Source organism: Pandoraea norimbergensis, from assembly GCF_001465545.3.
Lineage (GTDB): Bacteria > Pseudomonadota > Gammaproteobacteria > Burkholderiales > Burkholderiaceae > Pandoraea > Pandoraea norimbergensis.
The window spans coordinates 5,533,146-5,556,770 of sequence record NZ_CP013480.3; the positions used below are offsets into that span (position 1 = coordinate 5,533,146).

The 23,625-nt window shown below is 62.2% G+C and carries 19 protein-coding genes and 1 rRNA gene; 3 read left to right on the forward strand and 17 right to left on the reverse strand.

From position 1 onward, the window contains the following. Positions 1–29: 29 nt before the first annotated feature. The 13 genes from AT302_RS24240 to coq7 all read right to left on the reverse strand — a co-directional run bounded on the left by AT302_RS24240 (position 30) and on the right by coq7 (position 15,262). Complete coding sequence (locus AT302_RS24240; protein WP_058379915.1) at positions 30–968, reverse strand: D-alanine--D-alanine ligase; 939 nt, start codon at positions 966–968, stop codon at positions 30–32. Between the two features lie 46 nt (positions 969–1,014). Then, on the reverse strand, positions 1,015–2,424 hold the full coding sequence (gene murC, locus AT302_RS24245; RefSeq protein ID WP_058376193.1) for a UDP-N-acetylmuramate--L-alanine ligase: 1,410 nt from the start codon (positions 2,422–2,424) through the stop codon (positions 1,015–1,017). A 1-nt stretch (position 2,425) separates the two neighbouring features. After that, positions 2,426–3,529 carry an undecaprenyldiphospho-muramoylpentapeptide beta-N-acetylglucosaminyltransferase gene (gene murG / locus AT302_RS24250; RefSeq protein WP_058376194.1) on the reverse strand — a complete coding sequence of 368 codons (1,104 nt, stop codon included), beginning with the start codon at positions 3,527–3,529 and terminating at the stop codon, positions 2,426–2,428. Continuing rightward, a complete protein-coding gene (gene ftsW / locus AT302_RS24255; protein WP_058376195.1) occupies positions 3,526–4,794 on the reverse strand; it encodes a putative lipid II flippase FtsW in 1,269 nt (422 codons plus the stop codon). Before ftsW ends, murG begins: the two co-directional genes overlap by 4 nt. Then, a complete protein-coding gene (gene murD / locus AT302_RS24260; protein WP_058376196.1) occupies positions 4,791–6,314 on the reverse strand; it encodes a UDP-N-acetylmuramoyl-L-alanine--D-glutamate ligase in 1,524 nt (507 codons plus the stop codon). Before murD ends, ftsW begins: the two co-directional genes overlap by 4 nt. A gap of 126 nt (positions 6,315–6,440) precedes the next feature. Continuing rightward, the gene (gene mraY / locus AT302_RS24265) at positions 6,441–7,610 is read right to left on the reverse strand and encodes a phospho-N-acetylmuramoyl-pentapeptide-transferase (protein WP_058376197.1); all 1,170 of its coding nucleotides are present in this window, start codon (positions 7,608–7,610) and stop codon (positions 6,441–6,443) included. Positions 7,611–7,625: 15 nt separating this feature from the next. Further along, positions 7,626–9,035, reverse strand: coding sequence for a UDP-N-acetylmuramoyl-tripeptide--D-alanyl-D-alanine ligase (locus AT302_RS24270; protein ID WP_058376198.1), 1,410 nt, complete (start codon positions 9,033–9,035; stop codon positions 7,626–7,628). Further along, complete coding sequence (locus AT302_RS24275) at positions 9,032–10,570, reverse strand: UDP-N-acetylmuramoyl-L-alanyl-D-glutamate--2,6-diaminopimelate ligase (RefSeq protein ID WP_058379916.1); 1,539 nt, start codon at positions 10,568–10,570, stop codon at positions 9,032–9,034. The genes AT302_RS24270 and AT302_RS24275 overlap by 4 nt, the downstream gene beginning before the upstream one ends. A 32-nt stretch (positions 10,571–10,602) precedes the next feature. Then, a complete protein-coding gene (locus tag AT302_RS24280) occupies positions 10,603–12,378 on the reverse strand; it encodes a peptidoglycan D,D-transpeptidase FtsI family protein (RefSeq protein ID WP_058376199.1) in 1,776 nt (591 codons plus the stop codon). Beyond that, positions 12,375–12,719 (reverse strand): cell division protein FtsL, encoded by a 345-nt coding sequence (ftsL, locus tag AT302_RS24285; protein ID WP_058376200.1) that lies wholly within the window; start codon positions 12,717–12,719, stop codon positions 12,375–12,377. Before ftsL ends, AT302_RS24280 begins: the two co-directional genes overlap by 4 nt. Then, on the reverse strand, positions 12,716–13,669 hold the full coding sequence (gene rsmH / locus AT302_RS24290; RefSeq protein ID WP_058376201.1) for a 16S rRNA (cytosine(1402)-N(4))-methyltransferase RsmH: 954 nt from the start codon (positions 13,667–13,669) through the stop codon (positions 12,716–12,718). Before rsmH ends, ftsL begins: the two co-directional genes overlap by 4 nt. A gap of 22 nt (positions 13,670–13,691) precedes the next feature. Further along, on the reverse strand, positions 13,692–14,120 hold the full coding sequence (gene mraZ, locus AT302_RS24295; protein WP_039406026.1) for a division/cell wall cluster transcriptional repressor MraZ: 429 nt from the start codon (positions 14,118–14,120) through the stop codon (positions 13,692–13,694). Between the two features lie 443 nt (positions 14,121–14,563). Continuing rightward, positions 14,564–15,262, reverse strand: a complete 699-nt coding sequence (gene coq7, locus AT302_RS24300) for a 2-polyprenyl-3-methyl-6-methoxy-1,4-benzoquinone monooxygenase (protein WP_058376202.1) — start codon at positions 15,260–15,262, stop codon at positions 14,564–14,566. Positions 15,263–15,580: 318 nt separating this feature from the next. Between coq7 and AT302_RS24305 the strand changes: the two genes are divergently transcribed. Together AT302_RS24305 and AT302_RS24310 are read left to right on the forward strand one after the other, a co-directional pair. After that, positions 15,581–16,735 (forward strand): porin, encoded by a 1,155-nt coding sequence (locus AT302_RS24305; RefSeq protein ID WP_058376203.1) that lies wholly within the window; start codon positions 15,581–15,583, stop codon positions 16,733–16,735. 169 nt (positions 16,736–16,904) lie between these two features. Further along, positions 16,905–17,384, forward strand: a complete 480-nt coding sequence (locus AT302_RS24310) for a MarR family winged helix-turn-helix transcriptional regulator (RefSeq protein WP_058376204.1) — start codon at positions 16,905–16,907, stop codon at positions 17,382–17,384. A gap of 158 nt (positions 17,385–17,542) precedes the next feature. Here AT302_RS24310 and AT302_RS24315 read toward each other — a convergent pair whose 3' ends face one another. Both AT302_RS24315 and AT302_RS24320 read right to left on the reverse strand, forming a co-directional pair. Further along, positions 17,543–18,676 carry an aminopeptidase gene (locus AT302_RS24315; protein ID WP_084656439.1) on the reverse strand — a complete coding sequence of 378 codons (1,134 nt, stop codon included), beginning with the start codon at positions 18,674–18,676 and terminating at the stop codon, positions 17,543–17,545. 169 nt (positions 18,677–18,845) lie between these two features. Then, positions 18,846–20,921 (reverse strand): molybdopterin-containing oxidoreductase family protein, encoded by a 2,076-nt coding sequence (locus AT302_RS24320; RefSeq protein ID WP_058376205.1) that lies wholly within the window; start codon positions 20,919–20,921, stop codon positions 18,846–18,848. Positions 20,922–21,134: 213 nt separating this feature from the next. Here AT302_RS24320 and AT302_RS24325 point away from each other — a divergent pair, with 213 nt between their 5' ends. After that, the gene (locus AT302_RS24325) at positions 21,135–22,331 is read left to right on the forward strand and encodes a M20 aminoacylase family protein (protein ID WP_058376206.1); all 1,197 of its coding nucleotides are present in this window, start codon (positions 21,135–21,137) and stop codon (positions 22,329–22,331) included. A gap of 69 nt (positions 22,332–22,400) precedes the next feature. Here the strand turns inward: AT302_RS24325 and AT302_RS24330 are convergent, their stop codons facing one another. Both AT302_RS24330 and rrf read right to left on the reverse strand, forming a co-directional pair. Further along, positions 22,401–23,240 carry a DUF3047 domain-containing protein gene (locus AT302_RS24330; RefSeq protein WP_157125870.1) on the reverse strand — a complete coding sequence of 280 codons (840 nt, stop codon included), beginning with the start codon at positions 23,238–23,240 and terminating at the stop codon, positions 22,401–22,403. 195 nt (positions 23,241–23,435) lie between these two features. Further along, a 5S ribosomal RNA gene (gene rrf / locus AT302_RS24335) occupies positions 23,436–23,548 on the reverse strand. Between the last annotated feature and the right edge of the window lie 77 nt (positions 23,549–23,625).

Genomic DNA, 23,625 nt, shown 5'->3' on the forward strand with positions numbered 1-23,625 from the left:
GGGCGTTCTTCAACGCGTTATTCAAGATGTCACTCAGGTTTCCACTGCGCGTTCGGATGCAGATCGAGCGTCGCAGTTGCCAGAATTTCAACCACCAGGTCTTCATACGACAAGCCCGCCGCCCGCGCCGAAATCGGCACCAGCGAGTGGCCGGTCATCCCCGGCGACGTATTGATCTCCAACAGATACGGCTTGTTGTCGCGCTTGCGCAGCATCACGTCCGCGCGCGCCCAGCCACGGCAACCCAGCACCAAGTACGCGCGCAACACGATGCGCTGCACTTCTTCCTGCAACGAGACCGACAACGGCGGCGGGCACTCGTAGCGGGTGTCGTCCTTGAAATACTTGTTCTGGTAGTCGTAGTTCGCATCCGGCGCAACGATGCGGATCACCGGCAGCGCACGCGCCGCGGCGGCACCCTTGGTGCCCACACCGAGCACCGGCACGGTCAACTCGTCGCCATCGATGAACTCTTCGGCGAGCACGTCCGGGTCGAGCGCGACGGCCTTCTCGAACGCCGCCTTCAGTTGCGATGCCTCGGTGACCTTCGTCAGACCGATGGTCGAACCTTCGCGCGACGGCTTCACGATCAGCGGCAGGCCGAGATCGCGCGCCACGGCGTCGAAATCGCTGTCGGCGTTGAGCATCGTGAAGCGCGGCGTCGGCAGCCCTTCGTTGATCCACACGCGCTTGGTCATTTCCTTGTCCATCGCCAGCGCAGACGCCAACACGCCGCTGCCGGTGTACGGAATGCCCAGATGTTCGAGCGCGCCCTGCAACGTACCGTCTTCACCGTAGCGGCCGTGCAGCGCGATGAACACGCGGTCGAACTTCTGGGCGGCCAGCGCGGCCAGGTCATGCATGCCGGTATCGAAACCGTGGGCATCCACCCCGCGCGAGCGCAGGGCTTCGAGCACGCCATTGCCCGAAATCAGCGAGATCTGACGCTCGGCCGAGCGTCCGCCCATCAGGACGCCAACTTTGCCAAAACGTTTCGGATCGAAAGCACTCACGTCAAACTCCTTGCTGAACTTGCAACTTCGCGGGCACCGCGCCGATCGAGCCGGCACCCATAGTGATGACAACGTCGCCCGCGCGGGCGACCTGCGAAATGGCGTCGGGCAACAGCGCGACGTCTTCCACAAAAACCGGTTCTACCTTGCCCGCAACCCGCAACGCGCGCGCGAGTGCGCGGCCATCGGCGGCCACGATGGGCGCTTCGCCCGCCGAATAAACTTCGCCCAGTACCACGGCATCGGCTTCGGACAACACTTTCACGAAATCTTCGAAGCAGTCGCGTGTGCGCGTATAGCGATGCGGCTGGAATGCCAGCACGATGCGACGGCCCGGAAACGCCCCACGGGCGGCCGCCAGCGTCGCGGCCATCTCGACCGGGTGATGACCATAGTCGTCAATCAGCGTGAACGAGCCGCCACCATTCGCTTGCGGCAGGGCGATTTCGCCGTAGCGCTGGAAACGACGGCCTACGCCGTTGAATTCGGCCAACGCCTGTTGAATCGCAGCGTCGGGCACTTCGAGTTCGGTCGCAATCGCAATTGCGGCCAGCGCGTTGCGCACGTTGTGCTCGCCCGGCAGATTCAGCGTGATATCCAGCGGCGGCGCACCGTCGCCAAACGTGCGAAGCACGGTGAAGCACATGCGTCCTGCATCGGCGCGCACGTTAATAGCGCGCACCTGCGCGTCTTCCGACAAGCCATAGCGCACGATCGGCTTCGAGACGAACGGCAGAATTTCGCGCACGTTCGGGTCGTCCACACACAGCACCGCGATTCCATAGAACGGCAGACGCTGCGTGAAGGCCACGAACGACTGCTTCAGCCGCGCGAAGTCGTGCCCATACGTATCCATGTGATCCGCATCGATGTTCGTGATGACTTCGATGACCGGATTCAGATTCAGGAACGAGGCGTCCGATTCGTCGGCCTCGACCACAATGAAGTCGCCCGTGCCGAGCTTGGCATTGGCACCCGCGCTGTTCAGGCGGCCGCCGATCACGAAGGTCGGATCGAGCCCGCCTTGTCCCAGCACGCTGGCCACCAGACTCGTTGTCGTGGTCTTGCCGTGCGTGCCGGCGATGGCGATGCCCTGCTTCAGACGCATGAGTTCCGCGAGCATCAGCGCACGCGGCACGATCGGAATCTGACGAGCACGGCCCGCGAGCACTTCGGGGTTGTCTGCCGTGATGGCGGTCGACACCACGATGGCATCCGCGCCGTCGATATTCTCGGCCGCATGGCCACGGGCGACGCGTGCGCCAAGCGCCACAAGGCGCTGCGTCACGGCGTTGTCGCCGAGATCGGAGCCGCTGACCTGATACCCCAGGTTAAGCAGCACCTCGGCAATGCCGCTCATACCCGAGCCGCCGATGCCGACAAAGTGAATGTGTTTGACGATGTGTTTCATTTCAATCCTTGGCCAGGGACGCGCACACGCGCGCCACTTGTTCGGTGGCGTCCGGCTTGGCGAGCGCCCTGGCTTTCTCTCCCATCGCGAGCAGCGAATCGCGCGTCTGACGGCGCAACCACTCGGCCAGGGTCTCGACCGACAGCTCGCGCTGATCGATCAGCGTTGCCGCGCCCTTATCGGCGAGGAAACGTGCATTGGTCGTCTGGTGATCGTCGACCGCGTGCGGGAACGGCACAAACAGCGCGGCCACCCCGGCGGCAGCCACTTCGGCCACCGTCATCGCGCCCGCCCGGCAGATCACCAGATCTGCTGCGGCGTAGGCCTCGACCATGTTGTCGATGAACGGCAGCGCTTCGACCGTCACCCCCGCTGCGGCGTAATTCGCCTGCAACGTCTGAATATGTTTGACACCCGCCTGATGCGTGACCTGCGGACGCGTCTCGCGCGGCAGTTTGGCCAGCGCCTTCGGCACGATCTCGTTGAGCACCGTCGCGCCCAGACTGCCGCCCACGACCAGAATGCGCAGCGGGCCGGTACGGGCACCGTAACGCTCTGCCGGCGGGGCCATGTCGTCGAAATCGGCGCGAATCGGGTTACCGACCCACTCACCGTGTTCGATCGTGCCGGGGAACGCCAGCAGCACCTTGTCCGCCACGCGTGCGAGCACCTTGTTCGCCAGCCCCGCCACCGAGTTCTGTTCGTGCAGCACCAGCGGGCGGCCCAGCAGCGACGCCATCATGCCCGCCGGGAAGGTGATGTAACCGCCCATGCCGAGTACCACGTTCGGCTTGGCGCGACGCACCGCCGCGAAGCTTTGCCCGAACGCACGCAGCAGATTCAGCGGCAGCAGCAGCTTGGTCATCAGACCTTTGCCGCGCAGCCCGCCGAACTTCACGAATTCCATCGGAATGTCGTACTTCGGCACGAGCGTCGCTTCCATGCCGTTCGGATTGCCGAGCCACACCACGCGCCAGCCCTGCACGCGCAAGAAATTGGCAACCGCGAGGCCCGGAAAGACGTGACCGCCCGTGCCGCCGGCCATGACCAGCAGCGTGCGTGTCTTCGTCTCCGGAGCCGGCATCGCGGTAGCGCGCTCGGTCATACTTTTCCTCCCCGCATCAGCACGCGGTTCTCGTAATCCACCCGCAGCAAAATCGCCACGGCCACACAGTTGAGCAAGATGCCCGAGCCGCCGTAACTGACCAGCGGCAGCGTGAGCCCCTTGGTCGGCAGCAGGCCCAGATTCACGCCCATGTTGATAAAGGTCTGCGCACCCAGCCACACGCCCACGCCCTTGGCCAGCAAGCCGGCGAACGTGCGTTCGAGGGCCAGTGCCTGACGGCCGATTTCGAACGCGCGGCGCACCAGCCAGTAAAAGAGCAGGATCACCACCAGCACGCCCACGAAGCCGAATTCCTCACCGATCACGGCGAGGATGAAGTCGGTATGCGCTTCGGGCAGGTAGTGCAGTTTTTCGATGCTGCCGCCCAACCCCACGCCGGTCCATTCGCCGCGACCGAACGCGATGAGCGAGTGCGTCAGCTGATAGGCCTTGCCAAGCGCGTAGTCTTCGCGCCACGGGTCGAGGTACGCGAAGATCCGCTCGCGACGCCATGGCGAGAGCCAGATCAGCATGGCAAACGTGCCGACGGCCGTGAGCGCCAGACCGCCGAACAGGCGGCCGTTCACGCCACCGAGGAACAGGATGCCCATGGCGATGGCGGCCACCACCATGAACGCGCCCATGTCCGGTTCGAGCAGCAACAACAGGCCCACGAACACCACGGCAATGCCCATCGGCAAGAAGCCCTTGCCGAAGCTCTGCATGAATTCCTGCTTGCGCACGGTGTAGTTCGCGGCGTATAGCGTCACCGCGAGCTTCATGATTTCCGACGGCTGGAGGTTCAACACACCAAACGGAATCCAGCGCTTCGAGCCGTTCACGCCCTTACCCACGTGCGGAATCAACACGATGATGAGCAGCAGCAGCGCGAGCAGAAAGACCTTGGGCGCGAGCTTGTCGAGTGTCTTGACCGGAATGCGGAAGGTAATGACGGCCGCCGTCAGCCCGATCGTGAGCGACACGATGTGGCGGCCGAGGAAGTGATACGTCGAGTAGCCGTTGTACTTGGGCGAATCGGGCAACGCGACCGACGCCGAGTACACCATCACCAGACCGAGCGAGAGCAGCGTAATCACCACCCACACGAGTGCGTGATCGTATTCGAGCATGCGCGAGCGCGTGGGCTTGATGCTGCCCAGCGTGCGGCTCGCCGCCGTGGTTGCCGCGCCCGGTGCCGTGGCCGTACCCGCGCCGGCAAACCCCGCCTGACGCTTCTTGCTGAAGAACGACTTGAGACGATTCATAGCATCACCCCCGCGTCGGCGGCCAGATCAATGACGGTGTCGCGAAATACCTGCGCACGATGCTCGTAGTTGCGGAACATGTCGAAGCTCGCGCACGCGGGCGAGAGCACTACCGCGTCGCCCGGCTGGGCCAGCTTGGCGGCTTCGCGCGTGGCGTCTTCGAGCGTCGGCGCGTCGATCAGATCGACGCCCGTGTCGGTCAGCGCTGCGCGCAGCAAACCGGCGTCGCGGCCGATCAGGAACACGGCGCGCGCATGGTGCGCGACCGGGTTGGCCAGCGGCGAGAAGTCCTGCCCCTTGCCTTCGCCACCCAGAATCAGCACCAGCTTCTTTTCCAGACCGGTGATCGCGGCGACCGTGGCACCGACGTTGGTGCCCTTGCTGTCGTCGTAGTACTCGACTTCGTTGATGCTGGCCACGAGTTGCACGCGATGCGGCTCACCCGGGTACTCGCGCAGGCCATGCAGCAGCTTGGCCATCGGCAGGTCGATCGCGCGGGCGAGTGCCAGCGCCGCCAACGCGTTCGACGCGTTGTGCTGGCCGCGAATGCGCAGCGCATCGGCCGGCATCAGCCGCTTGCCGAACACTTCCACGACGGCCTGCTCGGCGTTGGCCTTGCGGCGCTTCGGCGCGGGCGGCGCATCGTCGCGCGTGATGCCTTCGACCAGCCACCACATGCCGCCTTCCATCTCGAGACCGAAGTCACCTGCGGCGTCGGGCGCCGACGTGCCGAACGTCACGACATTCGCTTCGGGCGATGCCATAGCGATCACACGCGAATCATCACGATTGAGCACGCGAACGGTCTGCGGCCCAAAAATGCGGGCCTTGGCGGCAACGTACGAATCCATGTCGCCGTGCCAGTCCAGATGGTCTTGCGTGATATTGAGAATCGTCGCCGCGTCCGGGGCAAGCGAGTGCGTGGTCTCGAGCTGGAAGCTGGAGAGTTCGAGCACCCAGACGTCGGGCAGCGTGGCGTCGGCGATGCACTCGGTCAGACGATCGAGCGCCGACGGGCTGATGTTGCCCGCCACGGCCGTGCGCTTGCCGGCGCGACGGCACAGCAAACCGGTCAGACTCGTCGTCGTGGTCTTGCCGTTCGTGCCGGTGATCGCGAGCAGCTTCGGTGCGTAGCCGCTGGTCGCCTGCATATGGCGCAGCGCCTGCGCGAAGAACTCGATTTCGCCCCACACGGGAATGCCGCGCTCGGCGGCCTCGGCCAGCAGTGCGGTCACATCGGACGCGAGCGGCGAGAGGCCGGGGCTGATGCCGATCAGTTCGATGTCGTCGAGCAACGGGTCGATGCGATCGGCAAATGCGCCGCCGACAAACTCGGCTTGCGGGGCTTCGGCGTGCAGGGTGGCGACGTTCGGCGCGCTCGGCGGCAACGCGCGCGTGTCTGCCGCACGGACGCGGCAGCCGTAACGCGCGCACCAACGTGCCATCGCCAGGCCGGACTCTCCCAGACCCAGGATCAGGACACGCGGTTGCCAGGATTCACCAAACTTCTCGCCAAACACGTCGCTCTTCCTTTTATCGATTCAAACAACCTACGAATGCATCGCTTCTTTGCCGCCGATCTCCCACTATCGGCGTGAGCGGTCCTACCTTTAGCGCTTTACGACTTTTTGCGGTTTGATACCGCGTTAGCGCAGCTTCAGCGTCGACAAGCCGATCAGTACGAGCATCAGCGTGATGATCCAGAAGCGCACTACGACCTGCGTTTCTTTCCAGCCCGACAGTTCGAAGTGATGGTGCAACGGCGCCATCTTGAAGATGCGCCGCCCTTCGCCGAACCGTCGTTTCGTGTACTTGAACCACGTGACTTGCAGCATCACCGACAGCGTTTCCGCCACGAACACACCGCCCATCACGAACAGCACGACTTCCTGACGCACGATCACAGCCACGGTGCCGAGAGCGCCGCCGAGTGCCAGCGCGCCCACGTCGCCCATGAAGACCTGCGCCGGGTGGGTGTTGAACCATAGGAACGCGAGCCCGGCCCCCGACATCGCGGAACAGAACACGAGCAACTCGCCCGCGCCCGGAATATGGGGGAACAGCAGGTACTTCGAGTAGACGACGTTGCCCATCACATAGGCGAACACGCCGAGCGCCGCACCGACCAGCACCACCGGCATGATCACCAGACCATCGAGACCGTCGGTGAGGTTAACGGCGTTGGACGAGCCGACGATGACAAAGTACGTGAGCGCAATAAATCCGAACACGCCCAGCGGGTAGCTCATCGTCTTGAAGAACGGCACGATGAAGTCAGCCTTCGGCGGCAAATCGAGCGGGAAGCCGTTACGCACCCAACTGATGAACAGCTCGAAAACCTTCAGGTTGCTCGTCTCGGACACCGAGAACGCCAGATAAATGGCGGCGAACAAACCGATGATCGATTGCCAGAAATACTTCTCGCGCGACGACATGCCGCGCGGGTCCTTGAACACCACCTTCCGGTAATCGTCGATCCAGCCGATGATGCCGAAGCCCAGCGTGACCATCAGCACGATCCAGATGAAACGGTTGCTCAGATCCGCCCAGAGCAGCGTGGCGACGGTGATGCCGATCAGAATCAGCACCCCGCCCATCGTGGGCGTACCCGACTTGATCAGGTGAGTCTGCGGGCCATCGGTACGCACGGCCTGACCCACCTTCATTTCGGCGAGCTTGCGGATGACCATCGGCCCGAACGAAAGCCCGATCACCAGCGCCGTGAGGCTTGCCATCACGGCCCGAAACGTCAGGTAGTTGAACACGCGCAAATAGCTCGCATCCGCTTGCAGCCATTGCGCCAACGTCAGCAACATTCCATCAATCCTTTTTTACTTAGCCGGGGCGTCGCCGCCCCCGGTTTCACTCGTAGCGCGCAGTGTTTCCAGCACGCGCTCCATCCGCATGAAGCGGGATCCTTTCACCAACACCGTCGCCGGCGCACTCAGCGTCGCGTTCAGTGCCGCCACCAGCGGTGCGACGTCCGCGAAATGCTCGCCGCCGTCGCCGAATGCCGTGACCGTGTCCTGCGTTTGTTCACCCAGCGTCATCAGCACATCGATGCCGCGTTGTGCCGCGTATTCACCCACTTCCCGATGAAACTCGGGACCGTTGTCGCCAACTTCGCCCATATCGCCGAGCACCAGTACACGCGGCGCGGGGGTTTGAGCGAGTACGTCAATGGCGGCCCGAACCGAATCGGGGTTCGCATTATAGGTGTCGTCGATCAGCGTGACGCCGGCAAGCGGCCCCTTGGAGAGCGTCGACACGTTAAGCCGGCCTTTGACGGCAGAAAACGCTTCGAGTGCCCGCACGATCGAACCAATATCGACATGCGCGCCGAGCGCGCAGGCAATCGCGGCCAGCGCGTTGCGGGCGTTGTGCTCGCCGAGCAGCGGCAACTTCACCGTAAATTCGCCGGCGGACGACGTCACGCGCAGCACGCGAGTGGCCACGTCGTAGCGACCGGACACTGCGGCACGCGCATCGAGTGCGAAGTCGAGCACGCGGCGCTTGGTGCCAGGTGCGTCCGCAATCTCCCGCCACATCGGTGCGAATTCGCTTTCCGCCGGGAAGACGGCAACGCCATCGACCGGCAGCGCCGCCAGCACGGCCGAGTGCTCTTCGGCCACGGCGGCCACGCTCACCATGAATTCCTGATGCTCGCGCTGTGCGTTGTTGATGACGGCCACCGTCGGCTGCGCAATGCGCGCCAGATAGGCCGTCTCGCCCGGGTGATTCATGCCCAGTTCAAGCACGGCGAGCTTGTCGCTGTCTTTGAGGCGGAACAGCGTGAGCGGCAAACCGATGTCGTTGTTGAAGTTGCCCGCTGTCGCGAGGCGAGCTTCGACACCGACCGCCTCAGCGAAGATCGCCGAGATCATTTCCTTGACCGTCGTCTTGCCGTTGCTGCCCGTCACCGCGACCACCGGAATCGCGAAGCGCCGGCGCCATGCGGCCGCCAGTTCGCCCAGCGCGATACGCGTGTCGGGTACGAGCAATGCCGGCGTCTCGAAACCGTCCGGTACGCGCGATGCCACTACAACGGATGCGCCAGCGCGCACCACGTCGGCGAGGAAGTCGTGCGCATCGAAACGCTCACCCTTGAGCGCCACGAACAAATCGCCCGGCTGTACCGAGCGGCTGTCGGTCACGATGCGGGCAAATGCCGTCGCCGCCGAACCCAGCACTTGGGCATCGGTCACGGCGGCCTGCGCATCGCTCAGTTTCCACATGCTCATTCGCCACCTCCGCGCACGGTCGTTGCACGCGCTGCAAGTGCCAGACGCGCGTGCTCCTGATCGGAGAACGGCTTTTTCTTGCCCATGATTTCCTGTGTACTTTCGTGCCCTTTGCCCGCGATCAACACCACGTCGGCGGCCTGCGCGCCGCGCACGGCTTGCAAAATCGCGCTGGCGCGGTCTTCGATGCGGCGCGCGGCGTCGGGCTGCGCGAGACCGGCAGCAATCTGCGCCATGATCTCGGCAGGCACTTCGCTGCGCGGGTTGTCACTCGTGAGGACGATCGCATCGGCCAGACGCTCGGCCACCGCGCCCATCTGCGGACGCTTGCCCGCGTCGCGATCGCCACCGCAGCCGAACACGCAAACGAGCTTGCCGCCACGGGCATCCGCCACCGGACGCAGCGCGGCGAGCGTCTTGTCGAGCGCGTCGGGCGTGTGTGCGTAGTCGATCACCACAAGCGGCTGACCGGGTTGACCGATCTGTTCCATGCGTCCGGACACCGGCGTCAGCGATGCGAGTGCGGCGATCGCAGCATCCTGCGGCACACCCGCGGCGAGCGCGGCGCCCAGCACGGCCAGCGCGTTGCTGATATTGAATTCACCGATCAGCGGCACCGTGATCTGCTGGCTATGACCGTCGATATGCAGCGTGAAGCGCGTACCGATGGTCGTCGCGCGGATGTCTTCGGCGCGCAGCACGGTATTGCCGTGCGCCGACGACGCCTCACCATGCAGACCGTATTCGTAGACCAGCGTCTTGCCTTTCAGACGTGCGAGCAGGCGCTGGCCCATCGCATCGTCGCGATTGATCACCGCAGACTTCAGACCCGGCCAGTCGAACAGGCGCGTTTTGGCCGCTTCGTACTCGGCCATCGTCCCGTGATAGTCCAGATGGTCTTGCGTCAGATTGGTGAACACAGCGACGTCGAAGGCCACGCCGTTCACGCGCCCCTGATAGAGGCCGTGCGACGAGACTTCCATCGCAAGCGCCGCCGCGCCTTGCGCGCGCAGATCGGCAAGACTGCGCTGCAACTGCACGGCGTCGGGTGTGGTGAAGCCAGTCACCGTCAGATGACCGGGGAAGCCACTACCCAGCGTGCCGATGACTGCACTGCGCGTGCCCGCTTTCGTGAGCAGCTGCGCGAGCCATTGGCTGCACGACGTCTTGCCGTTGGTGCCCGTCACGCCCAGCGTCGTCATGCCGACACTCGGTTCGCCGTACCACAGCGCTGCCAGCGGGCCAGCCAGCCAGTCGAGTCGCGGCACGCCGAACTGCGGCACATTCCCGAGATTGGCAACGCCTGACGGCCACGTGAAGTCGTCGCTCTGCCACAGCACGGCCGCAGCGCCACGTTCCACCGCGTCGGCGATGAAACCACGGCTGTCGGCCCCCTTGACCGCATAGGCGACAAACACATCGCCCGGCCCGACGCGACGGCTGTCGGCATGCAAGATAGCACCGGCCGGCACCGTACGGCGCAGCCAATCCCAAGCCTGCGCCAGCGTGGCGCGCTCGGTGGCGTTGGCGATCATCGCCAGCGTGACGGGGGTGGCGGGGGTGGGGTTTACGGTGCCCATGGCTCGCTCTCCTCCACTGCGTCGCTCACCACGAGCTTCGTTACCGGGGAATCCGGCACCACATTGAGCGAGCGCAGCGTGCCACCCACGATCGCGGCAAACGCCGGACCGGCGGCCACGCCGCCGTAGTGAGCACCACGGCCCGGCTCGTCAAGCGTCACGGCCACGATGATGCGCGGCTCGGACATCGGCGCCATGCCGACGAACGATGCGCGGTATTTACTCTTGTCGTAACCCTTGCCCGATTGCTTGTAGGCCGTACCCGTCTTGCCACCCACGCGGTAGCCGATGACCTGCGCGCGCGTGGCGGTACCGCCCGGCGACGTCACCATTTCAAGCATCTTGCGAACTTCGCGGGCCGTGGCGGGCGAGATCACCGGCGTGCCCTTGACCGTGCTGCCGTCAGTCTTGTAGATCGAGATCGGCAGCAATTCGCCATCGTGCGCGAACACGGTGTAGGCACGCGCGAGCTGAATCAGCGAGGCGGACAAGCCGTAGCCGTAGCCCATCGTCGCCTGCTCGATCGGGCGCCAGCTCTTGGCCGGACGCAGACGTCCCGCCACCGCACCGGGGAAGCCGATCTTCGGCGCCTGACCGAGACCCACACTAGTAAACATGTCCCACATTTCCTGCGACTTCATTTGCAGGGCGATTTTCGCGGTGCCGATATTGCTCGAATGCTGGATCACGCCCTGCACGGTGAGCAGCCCGTAGTCGCGCGTGTCCGTGATCGTCGCGCCGAAGAAGTTGGCGCGGCCGGTGGTCATCACCGTCGTCATCGGCTTCACATAGCCGTTCTCGATGGCCGCCGCCACGGTGATCGGCTTCATGATCGAGCCCGGCTCGAACGTGTCGGTGATCACGCGGTTGCGCAACTGGGCGCCGGTCAGGTTCGTGCGGTTGTTCGGGTTGTACGTCGGCAGGTTGACCAGCGCGAGCACTTCGCCCGTGCGCACATCGAGCACGACCGCACTGCCGGCCTTGGCGCCGGTGCGCTCGATGGCATCCTTTAACTCGCTGTACGCTAGAAACTGGATTTTGCTGTCGATCGAAAGCGTGATGTCGTGGCCGTCGCGCGGCTGCGCGAGGATGTCGAGATCCTCGACCACGCGGCCCAGCCGGTCCTTGATCACGCGGCGGCTGCCCGGCGTGGCGGCGAGGTCCTTCTGCATCGACAGCTCGACGCCTTCCTGCCCGACGTCTTCCACGTTGGTGAAGCCGACGATATGCGCCGCGATTTCGCCTTCCGGATAGAAGCGCTTGTATTCCTTGCGCTGATAGATCCCCGGAATGTCCAAATCGGACACTTGCTTGGCGACGTCAGGCAGCACCTGGCGCTTCACGTAGACGAAGCTCTTTTCCTGATTGAGCTTGCGGCGCAGATCGGGCTCGCCCATCTCCAGCAGACGCGCGAGCTTGCGCACCTGGTCGGTGGAGACATCTTCGGGCACGTCTTCGGGAATGGCCCAGATGGCCTTGACCGGCAAGCTGGTCGCGAGCACCTGCCCGTTACGGTCGAACACTTTGCCGCGCGTGGCGGACATCTCCAGTGTGCGTTCGTAACGGCTCTCGCCCTGACGTTGATAGAAGGCGTTGCCGGGGCCCTGAATCCAGAAGGCGCGTGCAGCCAATGCGGCAAACGCGCCGAAGATCACGAAGACGAGCATCTTCGAGCGCCACATCGGCAGACGCACGGACAGCACCGGGCTGGCAGAGAACTGCACATCCTTCGTCTTGGCCTTGGCGTCTTTGCGGCGGATCATCGCTTGCCTCCGCTGGCAGGGGCCGACGCGGCACTCGCGGTCGGCACCGGGACATCGACCATCGCACCCGTGCTGCCGGCCGGGGCCGACAGATATTGCGTGCGGCCCGGGGAGACGGCCTGCATCTTCAGGTCGCTGCGCGCCACGTTCTCGATGCGCGCGCTCTTGCTCTGCGCGCTCTGTTCATATTGGAGGCGGTCCCAGTCCTGCAACAGCTGATGCTCGAGCGCCTGCTCGCGGTTCAGTTCGACGAACGTCCCGCGCGCACGATATTGCGCATTGATCAGCGACAGCGCGCAGCCGATGAGCAGCGCGAGCAGGAGGATGTTGAGCCGGCTCATGTCGACACCCGCTCCATGACCCGCATGATCGCCGAGCGCGCACGCGGGTTCGCTTCCACCTCGGCGGCGGAAGGTTTGCTCTTGCGATGAGCTTTGAACGGCGGCTCGGGAATTTCGTGGGCGCGCAAAGGCACGCGGCGATCCACCACCGGCGCGCTCGTGCGCGCTTGCATGAAGCGCTTCACGATGCGGTCTTCCAGCGAATGAAAGCTGATCACCACGAGTCTGCCTCCGGTTTCGAGGACGTCGGCCGCCGCTTCAAGTGCTATCTCGAGATCCGCAAGCTCTTGATTGACGTGAATCCGTATAGCCTGAAAGGTGCGTGTTGCCGGGTCCTTGCCTTTCTCACGGGTCTTGACGGCGCCAGCCACGATCTCGGCAAGCTCGCGAGTGCTGACGAGTGGACCGAGGTGATCGGCGTTTGCCCGGCGAGCAACAAGCGCCTTTGCAATCTGAAAAGCAAACCGTTCTTCCCCATAGTCCTTGATGACCTCCGTCATTTCTTCCAGCGTTGCCCGGGCCAGCCACTCGGCGGCCGACTCGCCGCGCGTGGTGTCCATGCGCATGTCGAGCGGCCCGTCGAACCGAAAGCTGAAGCCGCGCGCAGGGTCGTCGAACTGCGGCGACGACACGCCGAGGTCCAGCAATACGCCCGACACCTTGTCGACGCCCCGACGGGCGAGCCCGTCACGCAGCGTCGCAAAGCTGTCGTGCTCAATCGAAAATCGCGGATCGGCAATCTTTGCCGCCTCCGCGATCGCTTGGGGATCCTTGTCGAATGCGATCAGCCTCCCCTGGGCCCCCAGCCGCTCGAGAACTCTGCGACTGTGCCCGCCCCGCCCGAACGTTCCGTCGACGTATACGCCTTCGTCGCGCCACAGCAGGGCGTCCACGGCCTCATCCAGCAGGACCGTGCGGTGCTGCATTACCGTTTCCACCGCGTGCGCCATGCTCGTCGGACCACCTGATCAATCAAAAAGTGAAGTTTTTCAGTGCTTCCGGCATACCTTGCGCCATCGCTGCCTGTTCCTTGGCGGCGTAAGTCGCGGCATCCCAGAGTTCAAAGTGACTGCCCATGCCCAGCAGCATGACTTCCTTGTCCATGCCTGCGGCGGCACGCAATTCCGGCGCTACCAGGACACGCCCCGCCGAATCCATCTCGACGTCAGCGGCGTTGCCCAGGAAAATACGGCGCCACCAGTGCGCATCCATCGGCAGTGCGGCGATCTTGCCGCGGAAGATCTCCCATTCGGGACGCGGAAACAGCAGCAGACAACCATCGGGGTGCTTCGTGATCGTGACCTTGCCTTCGGCCTCGCCTTGCAGCACGTCACGATGCCGGGCCGGAATCGACATCCGTCCCTTTGCATCCAGTGAAAGTGCCGAGGCTCCCTGAAACACGTGCGCTCCCGTGAGGTTTCGACCGCCTGTCCGTCATGCCGAGAGAGAAAGATTTCGTGCCTAACACCACACAAAAATACACTTTCTCACACTATTTCCCACTTTAGAGGAGAGTGTTTGGCCGGTCAAGCGTTTCGCCGGTTTTTCGAAGGGGATTTGTTAGGCAGAACAATGACTTAGCGCACTTTCCTCAAGCAGCCAAACGAATTTTTGTCAGAAAAATTAATGACATAACTGCGATAGTGAAAGTGGAACCTCAAACTCAAGGCCCGGCCTCGCGCGAGGCCCGCCAACGCTATCGATACCGGGGAGTGCGCGCTCACGCCATTTGGCGGCCTGCCAAATGGCACATGACACGGGCTACGCGAGGGGAGATCGACACGAGAAGAGAGGCTGTGCCTGCCGCGATCGCAGTGCGCTGACGAAGTACGTTTTCGAGTGCTCTATATATAGTAGGCCGTCGTCGTCATGACTTTGGCGGCAGCACGCATGACGCGCTGCACCGGCACCGGCAACTCAATACCACCGGCATCCCGCGCCGCCTGGCCGTGTTCGATCTCATCGAGGCGCATCTGATCGACGATGGCCCGCGAACGCAGATCGTGCAGCGGCAACTCGTCCAGATGGGTATCGAGATGATGTTCGACCTGACGTTCGGTCTCGGACATGAAACCGAGACTGACGTTGTCACCGCACTTGCCGGCAACGAAGCCGATCGCGAATGCACCGGCATACCAGAGCGGGTTGAGCAGACTGGGGCGGGAGCCCAGTTCGGACAGCCGGTGTGCCGTCCATGCGAGGTGATCCTCTTCCTCTTTACCGGCATGCTCGAAGGCCTTGCGCAATTCGGGCCGCTTGGTCGCCAGCTTCTGTGCCTGATAGAGCGCCTGCGCACAAACCTCACCCACATGATTCACACGCATGAGACCTGCGACATGACGACGCTCCTGCGGGCTCAACGCGTCGTCGGCGCCTTCCGGGGAAGAAGCTGACGCACCACCGGTCGCGCCAGCTGCCTCAGCGACTTGGGTCGACTGGGCAGTCACTTTTGCGGGGACGGGAGTCGGCCGGGAGGCTTGCGTGACACCCACGATCGCTCGCAGGCCACGGTCAAGTTCGGAGATCAGGCTGTCAGAGAACATCTTGCTTTCAACTCACTTCAATCTTTCACAATGTGGAATTCAGGACGATTCCACCGCGCCTGCCGGGGATCATACGCCCCTTTGCCAGACGTGCCTTGCGCGGGAGCAAACGCGCGTAACCCGCGCCAGAAGCCGGTTTCCGGGCTGTTGCGTAAACGAAACAAAGGTCGCCGCAAACCCGCGCAAAACCGGCCTTTTCCTTTGCCGCCCACATTGAATTTGTTACATTACGTCCAACTTCTCGCGAAGTTGATTAGCAAGGACGTTATCACTAGTGACCTTGTTAAACAAATCTCACAATCCTTTGGAGATCACTCAATGAAAAAGTCGCTTCTCGCTCTGGGTGTGCTCGGCGCATTCGCTGGCGCTGCTCACGCACAAAGCAGCGTGACCCTGTACGGTATCATCGACGCTGGCGTTCAGTACGTCAGCAAGACTGGCGGCAACCTGGCTGGCACGGGCACGACGTCGAAGAACTTCCAGTTCGCCAACGGCAACCTGCAAGGTTCGCGTTGGGGCCTGAAGGGCGCTGAGGACCTCGGTGGTGGCCTGAAGGCTATCTTCGTGTTGGAAAACGGCTTCAACCTGGGCAACGGTACGCTGGGCCAAGGCAGCCGTGAATTCGGCCGTCAAGCTTACGTCGGTCTGAGCAGCGCAACGGCTGGTACGTTGACCATCGGTCGTCAGTACGACTCCGTGGTGGACTTCGTTGGTCCGTTCGCAGTCGGTAGCCAGTGGGGCACGTTCGCGGGCGCCCACCCGTTCGATAACGACAACTTGAACAACTCGTTCCGCGTGAACAACACTGTCAAGTACACGTCGATCAACTACGCTGGCTTCAGCGCAGGCGGTATGTACGGCTTCTCGAACTCGGCCAACAACGGTACGGCTGGTTCGGGCTTCGCTAACAACCGCGCATATTCGTTCGGTGCTGGTTACGCTAACGGCCCGCTGTCGTTCGGCGCTGGCTACTTGTACATCGCTTCGCCGGGCACGAACACCAGCGGTGTTCTGACCGCCGGTGACGTGAACACGCCGATGAACCTGGGCGGTGCTGCTGTCAGCGACAAGGCATGGATCGGCGCAGCCGGTCTGTCGTATGCCTTCGGTCCGGCAACGGTCGGTCTGGTGTATGGCCACAGCTCGTACACGTACGTTGGTGGCGGCAGCTGGAAGTTCGACAACATCGAACTGAACGGCAAGTACATGCTGACCCCGGCTCTGCAACTGGGCGCTGCTGTGACGTACACGTGGTCGACGCTGAACAACGCCGGCACGAACGTGTCGCCGAAGTACACGCAAGCCACCATCGGCACGGACTACTTCCTGTCGAAGCGTACCGACCTGTACCTGGTTGGTCTGTACCAGCACGCCAACAACGACGCTCCTGGCGGCGCGTCGATGAACGGCCTGGGCTTCTCGAACGGCACGAACCAGTTCGCTGTCACGAGCGGCATCCGTCACAAGTTCTAAGCTGACAATTTTCGTCACTTAGTCTTTGTTTGACGAAAGGGCACCTTCGGGTGCCCTTTTTTTATTGCACGCGCGTTGTTTCCAGACCAACGCCCCACGGAATCCCGGCTTGACCCGACATTTATTTCAAACCTAAAATTTCCATATTGTAAATTTCACTGCGCCTCCCATGAGCCTCGCCGATTCCGACTCTCTCGATCTCGAAACGCGAGCCAATGATCGCGAGCACGACGCCTTGCGTCTTTGGCTGCGGCTGCTCACCTGCGCCAACATGATCGAAACCGACATCCGGTCGCGTCTGCGCCAGGATTTCGATTGCACCCTGCCGCGCTTCGATCTGCTGGCACAGCTCGATCGCCATCCCGAGGGACTGAAGATGGGAGAGCTCAGCAAGCGCATGATGGTGACTGGCGGCAACGTCACCGGCATCACCGATCAATTGGAAAAAGAGGGCTGGGTGACGCGCGAGACCGTCGTCAACGACCGCCGCGCCTTCCTGATCAAGCTCACGCCGCGTGGCAAGAAGGCGTTTTCGAACATGGCACGCGCGCACGAGGAATGGATCGAGCAACGGCTGGGGCGACTGCCTGAGGACAGGCAGCGTCAGCTGTACGCGTTGCTTGGGGATTTGAAGGCGGTGATTGCCTGACGCCTAGGCCGACACCCCGACAGACGTCAGACAGTGGTTTTTAATGCCCGGCCCAGGGGACGTCGCGAGGACATCGGAAATTGCCCTGTTCGGCGTGAGGCCTCCTGCCGCGGTACATCGAACATGGCGCAGACCACCGCCAAATCCAATCACTTCCGTTACTTGGCCGCGTGTTCTCGAGCATTCAAGGTCGCCCGCGCGGCGGCCGCCGCCGGTGTTTCATCCAGTGCGGCAAGCACTGCGTCACGGTCGGACGCTTTGCGCTTCGACAGCGCTTTCACTGCCGCATAGAACCTGGGCAAATCGTTGCCCTCTTGCGCGAGCAAGGCCATGAACGCCGGCACCCACTGGTTATACGTGGCGAACGATCCGATCTTCGCGTTATTCAGATCACTCGCGAACCAGAGATCGAACCCCTTGTATCCGCCCCAAGACACTTTGAGCGCCGCGTAATCGGCGCGCATGCGGGTGAACAGAATGTCCTTCTGAGCCGCTTTCTGCTCATCACTATCCGCCCCGTTGTAGAGCGTTTCCAACTGCTTCCGGTACCCTTCGACCAGATCGCGGAACTGCCGCCGATACGCGTCGTACCGCTCATACTCGATCGCCGCATCCGGATGCGCCGTCAGCCATCGCTGCACCCCGACCGTTTCGACCGTCACCGCAAACGATTCATTGAACGTCGTATCGCCACGGACAAACAGGATCTGATGCGCCAGCTCGTGGAAGATCATGCGAGCGACTTCGGCGCGCGGCAGGTAGATGAAGGTGCTGAGCAGCGGGTCATCGAAGTAACCCAGCGTCGAATACGCTGGAATGCCGGCCACGAAGGTTTCCCATCCGTCGCGATGTAATTCGGCCGCATAAGCCTCAGCCGACTCCCGGGAGTAATACCCGCGATATTCGACACATCCGACGACCAGCAAACACGATTCGTGCAGTTTCAGTGAGAGTGCCGGCGCGGCGAACACGTTATAGACGACGAACGGCCGCTTGATGTCGGCATAGCTGCGATAGCTGCCGTTATCGGGTTCGCCCAACGCCGTTACGGCGTAGCTGCGGATCTGCTCGGCCTCGGCGAGACGCACCCGCAGGCGAGGGTCCAACGAGGGGTCTGCCAGCAAATCATTCACCGGCTGTGCCTCGTGCAGCATCGTGAAATGCCCATTGATCGACTGCGCATAGTAGCCGACCTGACTGCACCCGCAGACAGCAAGCAACATCGCCCACGCCGTCAGTGCCTTGAGACACCGAAACCCGATCAGGTAAGGCTTCGCAGACAAGGTCGACATGAGAAGCTCCATGAGCAAGGATGTTCACCGGAGCGCGGAAAGGCTCCCAGGCTCCCGGGCACCAGAGTCGGCTGTCGGCTGGCAGTCGCGGGCAACTGGTGGCCTCTCGTCGTCGGCACCGGCTTCCGGCTCGCGGTCGTCGGTACTTCAGTCCGATATTTCCGTCCGCTCAGGCCGGGGCGACGTCGACAAGGCAGTCATAGAAGGTCGGTGCGCGGCCGAGATCCGTGAGTTGCTGACTCGTGACTTCGTTAGCGTTCTTGCCATCCGGGGCCAGCTTCTTCCACCAGATGGATAGCCCGACAACCACGCCCTCGCGGGCTTTTTCCGTCACCCGCGCTTTGGCGTTCAGGGTGCCGCGATCGTTGAAGATACGCACGCCGGCACCATCCGCAATCCCGCGCGGCGCGGCGTCTGCCGGGTGAATATCGAGTGTCGGCTCGCCGACGGACGAACGCAGGCTATCCACGTTGACGAAACTCGAGTTGAGGAAGTTACGCGCAGGTGGCGAAATCATCGCCAGCGGGTAGCGCGCCGCCAACTTCGGATTACTCGCGACAGATTCGTAAGGCGGCACCCAATCCGGCAGCGGATCGAACCCTTCCTGCACCATGCGTTCGGAATAGAACTCGCATTTGCCGGACGGCGTAAAGAACCCGCCATTGGCAAACGGCGCCTCGGGCAAGTCGTAACGCACCCAGCCGTCGCGCTTCAGTGTCTCCCAATCGGTGCCGGCCATGCGCGGGTCGGCCCATCGAATCGACTGCTCCGCAAGTTGATCGTCCGAATCCAAGAAGCACGGCTCCTGCCATCCCATCCGTTGTGCGAGCACACGGAATATCTCGGAATTCGGCTTCGTTTCGCCCAAGGGCGCAATCGCGGGATTGTTCGCGAGCAAATAGGTGTGCCCGTATGCCTTGTGAATATCCAGATGTTCAAGCTGCGTCGTCGCCGGCAGAACGAAGTCCGCATAGTCGGCGGTGTCGGTCTGGAAGTGCTCCAGCACCACAGTGAACAGATCCTCTCGACCAAAACCCGACGCCACCTTGCTCGACTCGGGGGCCACGGCCACCGGATTGCTGTTATAGACCACGAGCGCTTCGATCTTCGGACCGAACGACGCGTCACCCGGGTGGCACAGCGCGTCGCCGATGGCGCTCATGTTCACCAGACGCGGTACTTTGTCAGGCACTGGCCGCAAGTCCGGGCGGGTTTGGGCGAGCCCATCGACCGGGGCAAAACCCGACGTCGACATCAGCATGCCGCCGGCCGGGTCACGCCACGCACCGATGAGCGCCGGGAGGCAAGCCACAGCGCGCGTTGCTTGACCGCCACCTTTGGCGCGCTGCATCCCGTAGTTCAGTCGAATTGAAGCAGGCTTGGCGCTGGCATACTCCCGCGCCAATGTAATAACCGTCTCTTCACTAATGCCGCAAATCTCGGCGACGCGCGCGGGTGTATAGCGCTGCGCCCGTTCCTTCAATTGGGCGTAACCGACCGTGTGCTGCGCAATGTATTCGTGGTCAACGAGATCCTCGGCGATCAGCACATGCATCATGCCAAGCGCCAGCGCGGCATCCGTGCCGGGCAGCAGCGCAATGTGCTGATGACATTTCTCTGCGGTGAGCGAGCGATACGGATCGATCGCGATCAACTTCGCGCCGCGCCGCTTGGCCTCCTGTGCGATCGCCCAGAAGTGCACACTCGACGTAATCGGGTTGCTTCCCCAGATCAGAATCAGCTTGCTGTCGACAAAATGTTCGACGTGCATCCCGACGCCCGCGCCGTAGGTGTAACGCAGACCGGCGGCACCCGCACTCGCACAGATCGTGCGATCGAGGTCGGACGCACCGAGCTTGTTGAAGAAGCGGGCCGCCATGGTCTCGCCCTGCACAAACCCCATCGTTCCTGCGTAGCTGTACGGCAGAATCGCTTCGGGGTCGCGCGCGGCAATTTCCGTCAGGCGAGCCGCGATCTCATCAAGCGCCTGATCCCAGCTCACCTGCACAAACTTGCCGGCGCCCTTCGGCCCCACGCGTTTCAGCGGATGCAACAGGCGGTCGGGGTGATAGGTACGCTCTGTATAGCGAGAGACTTTCGTGCAAAGCACGCCCTTGGTTGTCGGATGGTCCGGATCGCCTTGGACCTTGATCGCGACGCCATTCTCCACCGTCACGTGAAGTGCGCACGTATCGGGGCAGTCATGCGGGCAAGCGGCCCGAACGACGTGAACATTGGACGTCATGAAACTACTCCTCTCTCTACCGAAATGCTGCGTCTAGCTGGGGTGCGACGCTGACGACATTGTATTACGTTCACCGGCGCTTCGCCCCGTCTGGCGCGGCAGAGCCGCATTTTCCGGACACGTCTGTGCTGCCGTTCGGGCGATTCCTATCGAGATGCCAGACCCTGCCTTTAGGGGTAAGATGAGCCATTGCGTACGCAGGAAATCCCCGTCATGAAGCTTATTCCCGAAATCGATGCCGCTCGCGGCGAAATTCAGACCATTCGACGTGACATTCACGCGCATCCGGAGCTGTGTTTTGAAGAAAAACGCACCTCCGACGTCGTGGCCGATACATTGACGAAGTGGGGCATCCCCATTCATCGCGGACTCGGGACCACGGGTCTTGTCGGCGTCATCAAGAACGGCAGCAGCGACCGTGCGATCGGTCTGCGCGCCGACATGGATGCCCTGCCGATCAAAGAAGCCAACACCTTCGAACATGCGTCGAAGCACGAGGGCAAGATGCACGCCTGCGGCCACGACGGCCACACGGCTATGTTGCTCGCGGCGGCGCAGTATCTTCAAAAACATCGCAACTTCGACGGCACGGTGTACCTGATCTTCCAACCCGCAGAAGAAGGCGGCGGCGGTGCTCGCGAGATGATCAAGGACGGGCTGTTCGAACGCTTCCCGATGCAGGCTGTGTTCGGTATGCACAACTGGCCGGGGGTACCGACGGGAACGTTCGCTGTCACGCCGGGGCCGATGATGGCGTCGAGCAACGAATTCAAGATCACGCTGCGCGGCAAGGGTACGCATGCGGGTATCCCGAACGCCGGCATCGATCCGGTCATTGCCGCGGTGCAAGTTGCCCAGGCGCTCCAGAGCATCATCACGCGCAACAAGCGCCCGATCGACGCCTCTGTGCTCTCGATTACGCAGATTCACGCGGGTGACACCACGAATGTCGTGCCGGACACGGCATGGCTGGGCGGTACGATCCGCACGTTCTCGCTGGAAGTTCTGGACCTTATCGAATCGCGTTTGCGCGAGATTTCGGAATTTGTGGCCAAAGGAATGGGCTGCTCGGCCGAGATCGAATTCCAGCGCAATTACCCGCCGACCATCAACGATCCGGCCATGGCCGCCTTGTGTGCCGATGTGATGCGTCAGGTAGTGGGCAACGAAAACGTGAACGATAAAGTCGAGCCGACGATGGGTGCGGAAGACTTCTCGTTCATGCTGCTGGAAAAGCCGGGCGCCTATGTCTTTATCGGCAATGGCGACGGTACGCACCGTGACACCGGTCACGGCCTTGGCCCCTGCAATCTGCACAACGCCAGCTACGATTTCAACGACGATTTGCTGCCGCTAGGCGGTACTTACTGGGTGAAGTTGGTCGAAACCTACTTCGGGCGCGATCAGTAATCATCATCACGTTGTAGCGTTACTCAACAAAAAAGCCGGCAATTGCCGGCTTTTTTGTGTCGATTGGAGCTACTTGGCAGCAGTGGTGGTAGGAATACCATCCGTATCCAATCGAATATCGCCATACCACGCGGTAAATTTCGATTGCGTATTGTCGCCGTCACTCATGATCGCGATGCCGATCAAGCGGCCCGGTGGTTCGCCGAATGCCTTCTCGTAATCTTTTGCGATATCACGCGAATACGATTGCCACTGACCGAGCCCATCTGTCCCCCGCTGAACCACGATCGCGCGAATACGCGCGGTGTAGGGGTTTCGAACGACTTCATCCGAGGCGAACTTCCCGTCGCCCCACGTGTACATCAGCGTTGCGTAGGGCAACTCGCGTCCGCTCACCAGACGAGCCAGCTCGCGATGCAAATGGTCTTGTACGGTGAGTTTCGCCGGGTCACCGTCGAAAGCAAGTGCGATCCGAACCGGCGCATCATCGTATCGCTTTGTCCGGATATCGGCGGAAGCCGGCATGTCATCTGCGCGCCATCGCCAATTCAACTTGGCCCCAGGGTAGATGGGAATATCGAGCTTCTGAGCAATTCCCGACGCTGAATCATCCACCTTCGCACGAATTACCGCAATGCCGTTCGCATCGAGCGTCTGTTCGTAATTCGTACGACGCTTGTTGTGCGTAACGAGATAGGTCTCCCAATGAGGCGGAAGTCCATCGGCATTCACCGCAGCGGAAAGGGGGGCGATATCGTCACTTCGAGCAGGTACGGTCGCAGCGACCGTATCGCTGGCTGTTTGATACGTAGCGCATCCAGCGATCATGAGTGCAATGCCCACTGCGCCGCCAACCAAAGTCCATCCACGCCACGTTGCATGGCGCTTACGTCGATCATCATCTACCACTGGTTTCACTCCCCGAACCACAACTAACCCCGTGGTCGAATCCTAAGCGAGAAACCGATGTCGATCCATCCGAAGTTTCACTTCACGACACTGATGCAACACATTTTGGACGTGAAGAGACGCGACGCTATCGAATTCCGAACGCGCAAAGCAAAAACCCCTTGCTACGCGTTGTAGCAAGGGGTCTTTAGGGGAGCCTGACGATTACCTACTTTCACACGGGTATCCGCACTATCATCGGCGTGGAGTCGTTTCACGGTCCTGTTCGGGATGGGAAGGGGTGGTTCCAACTCGCTATGGTCATCAGGCATAACTTGTATGTTCTGCTGCACTGCGTGCAACAAAACCAATTCAGAAGAAGCGTAGTACTACATGTAGTTGGGTT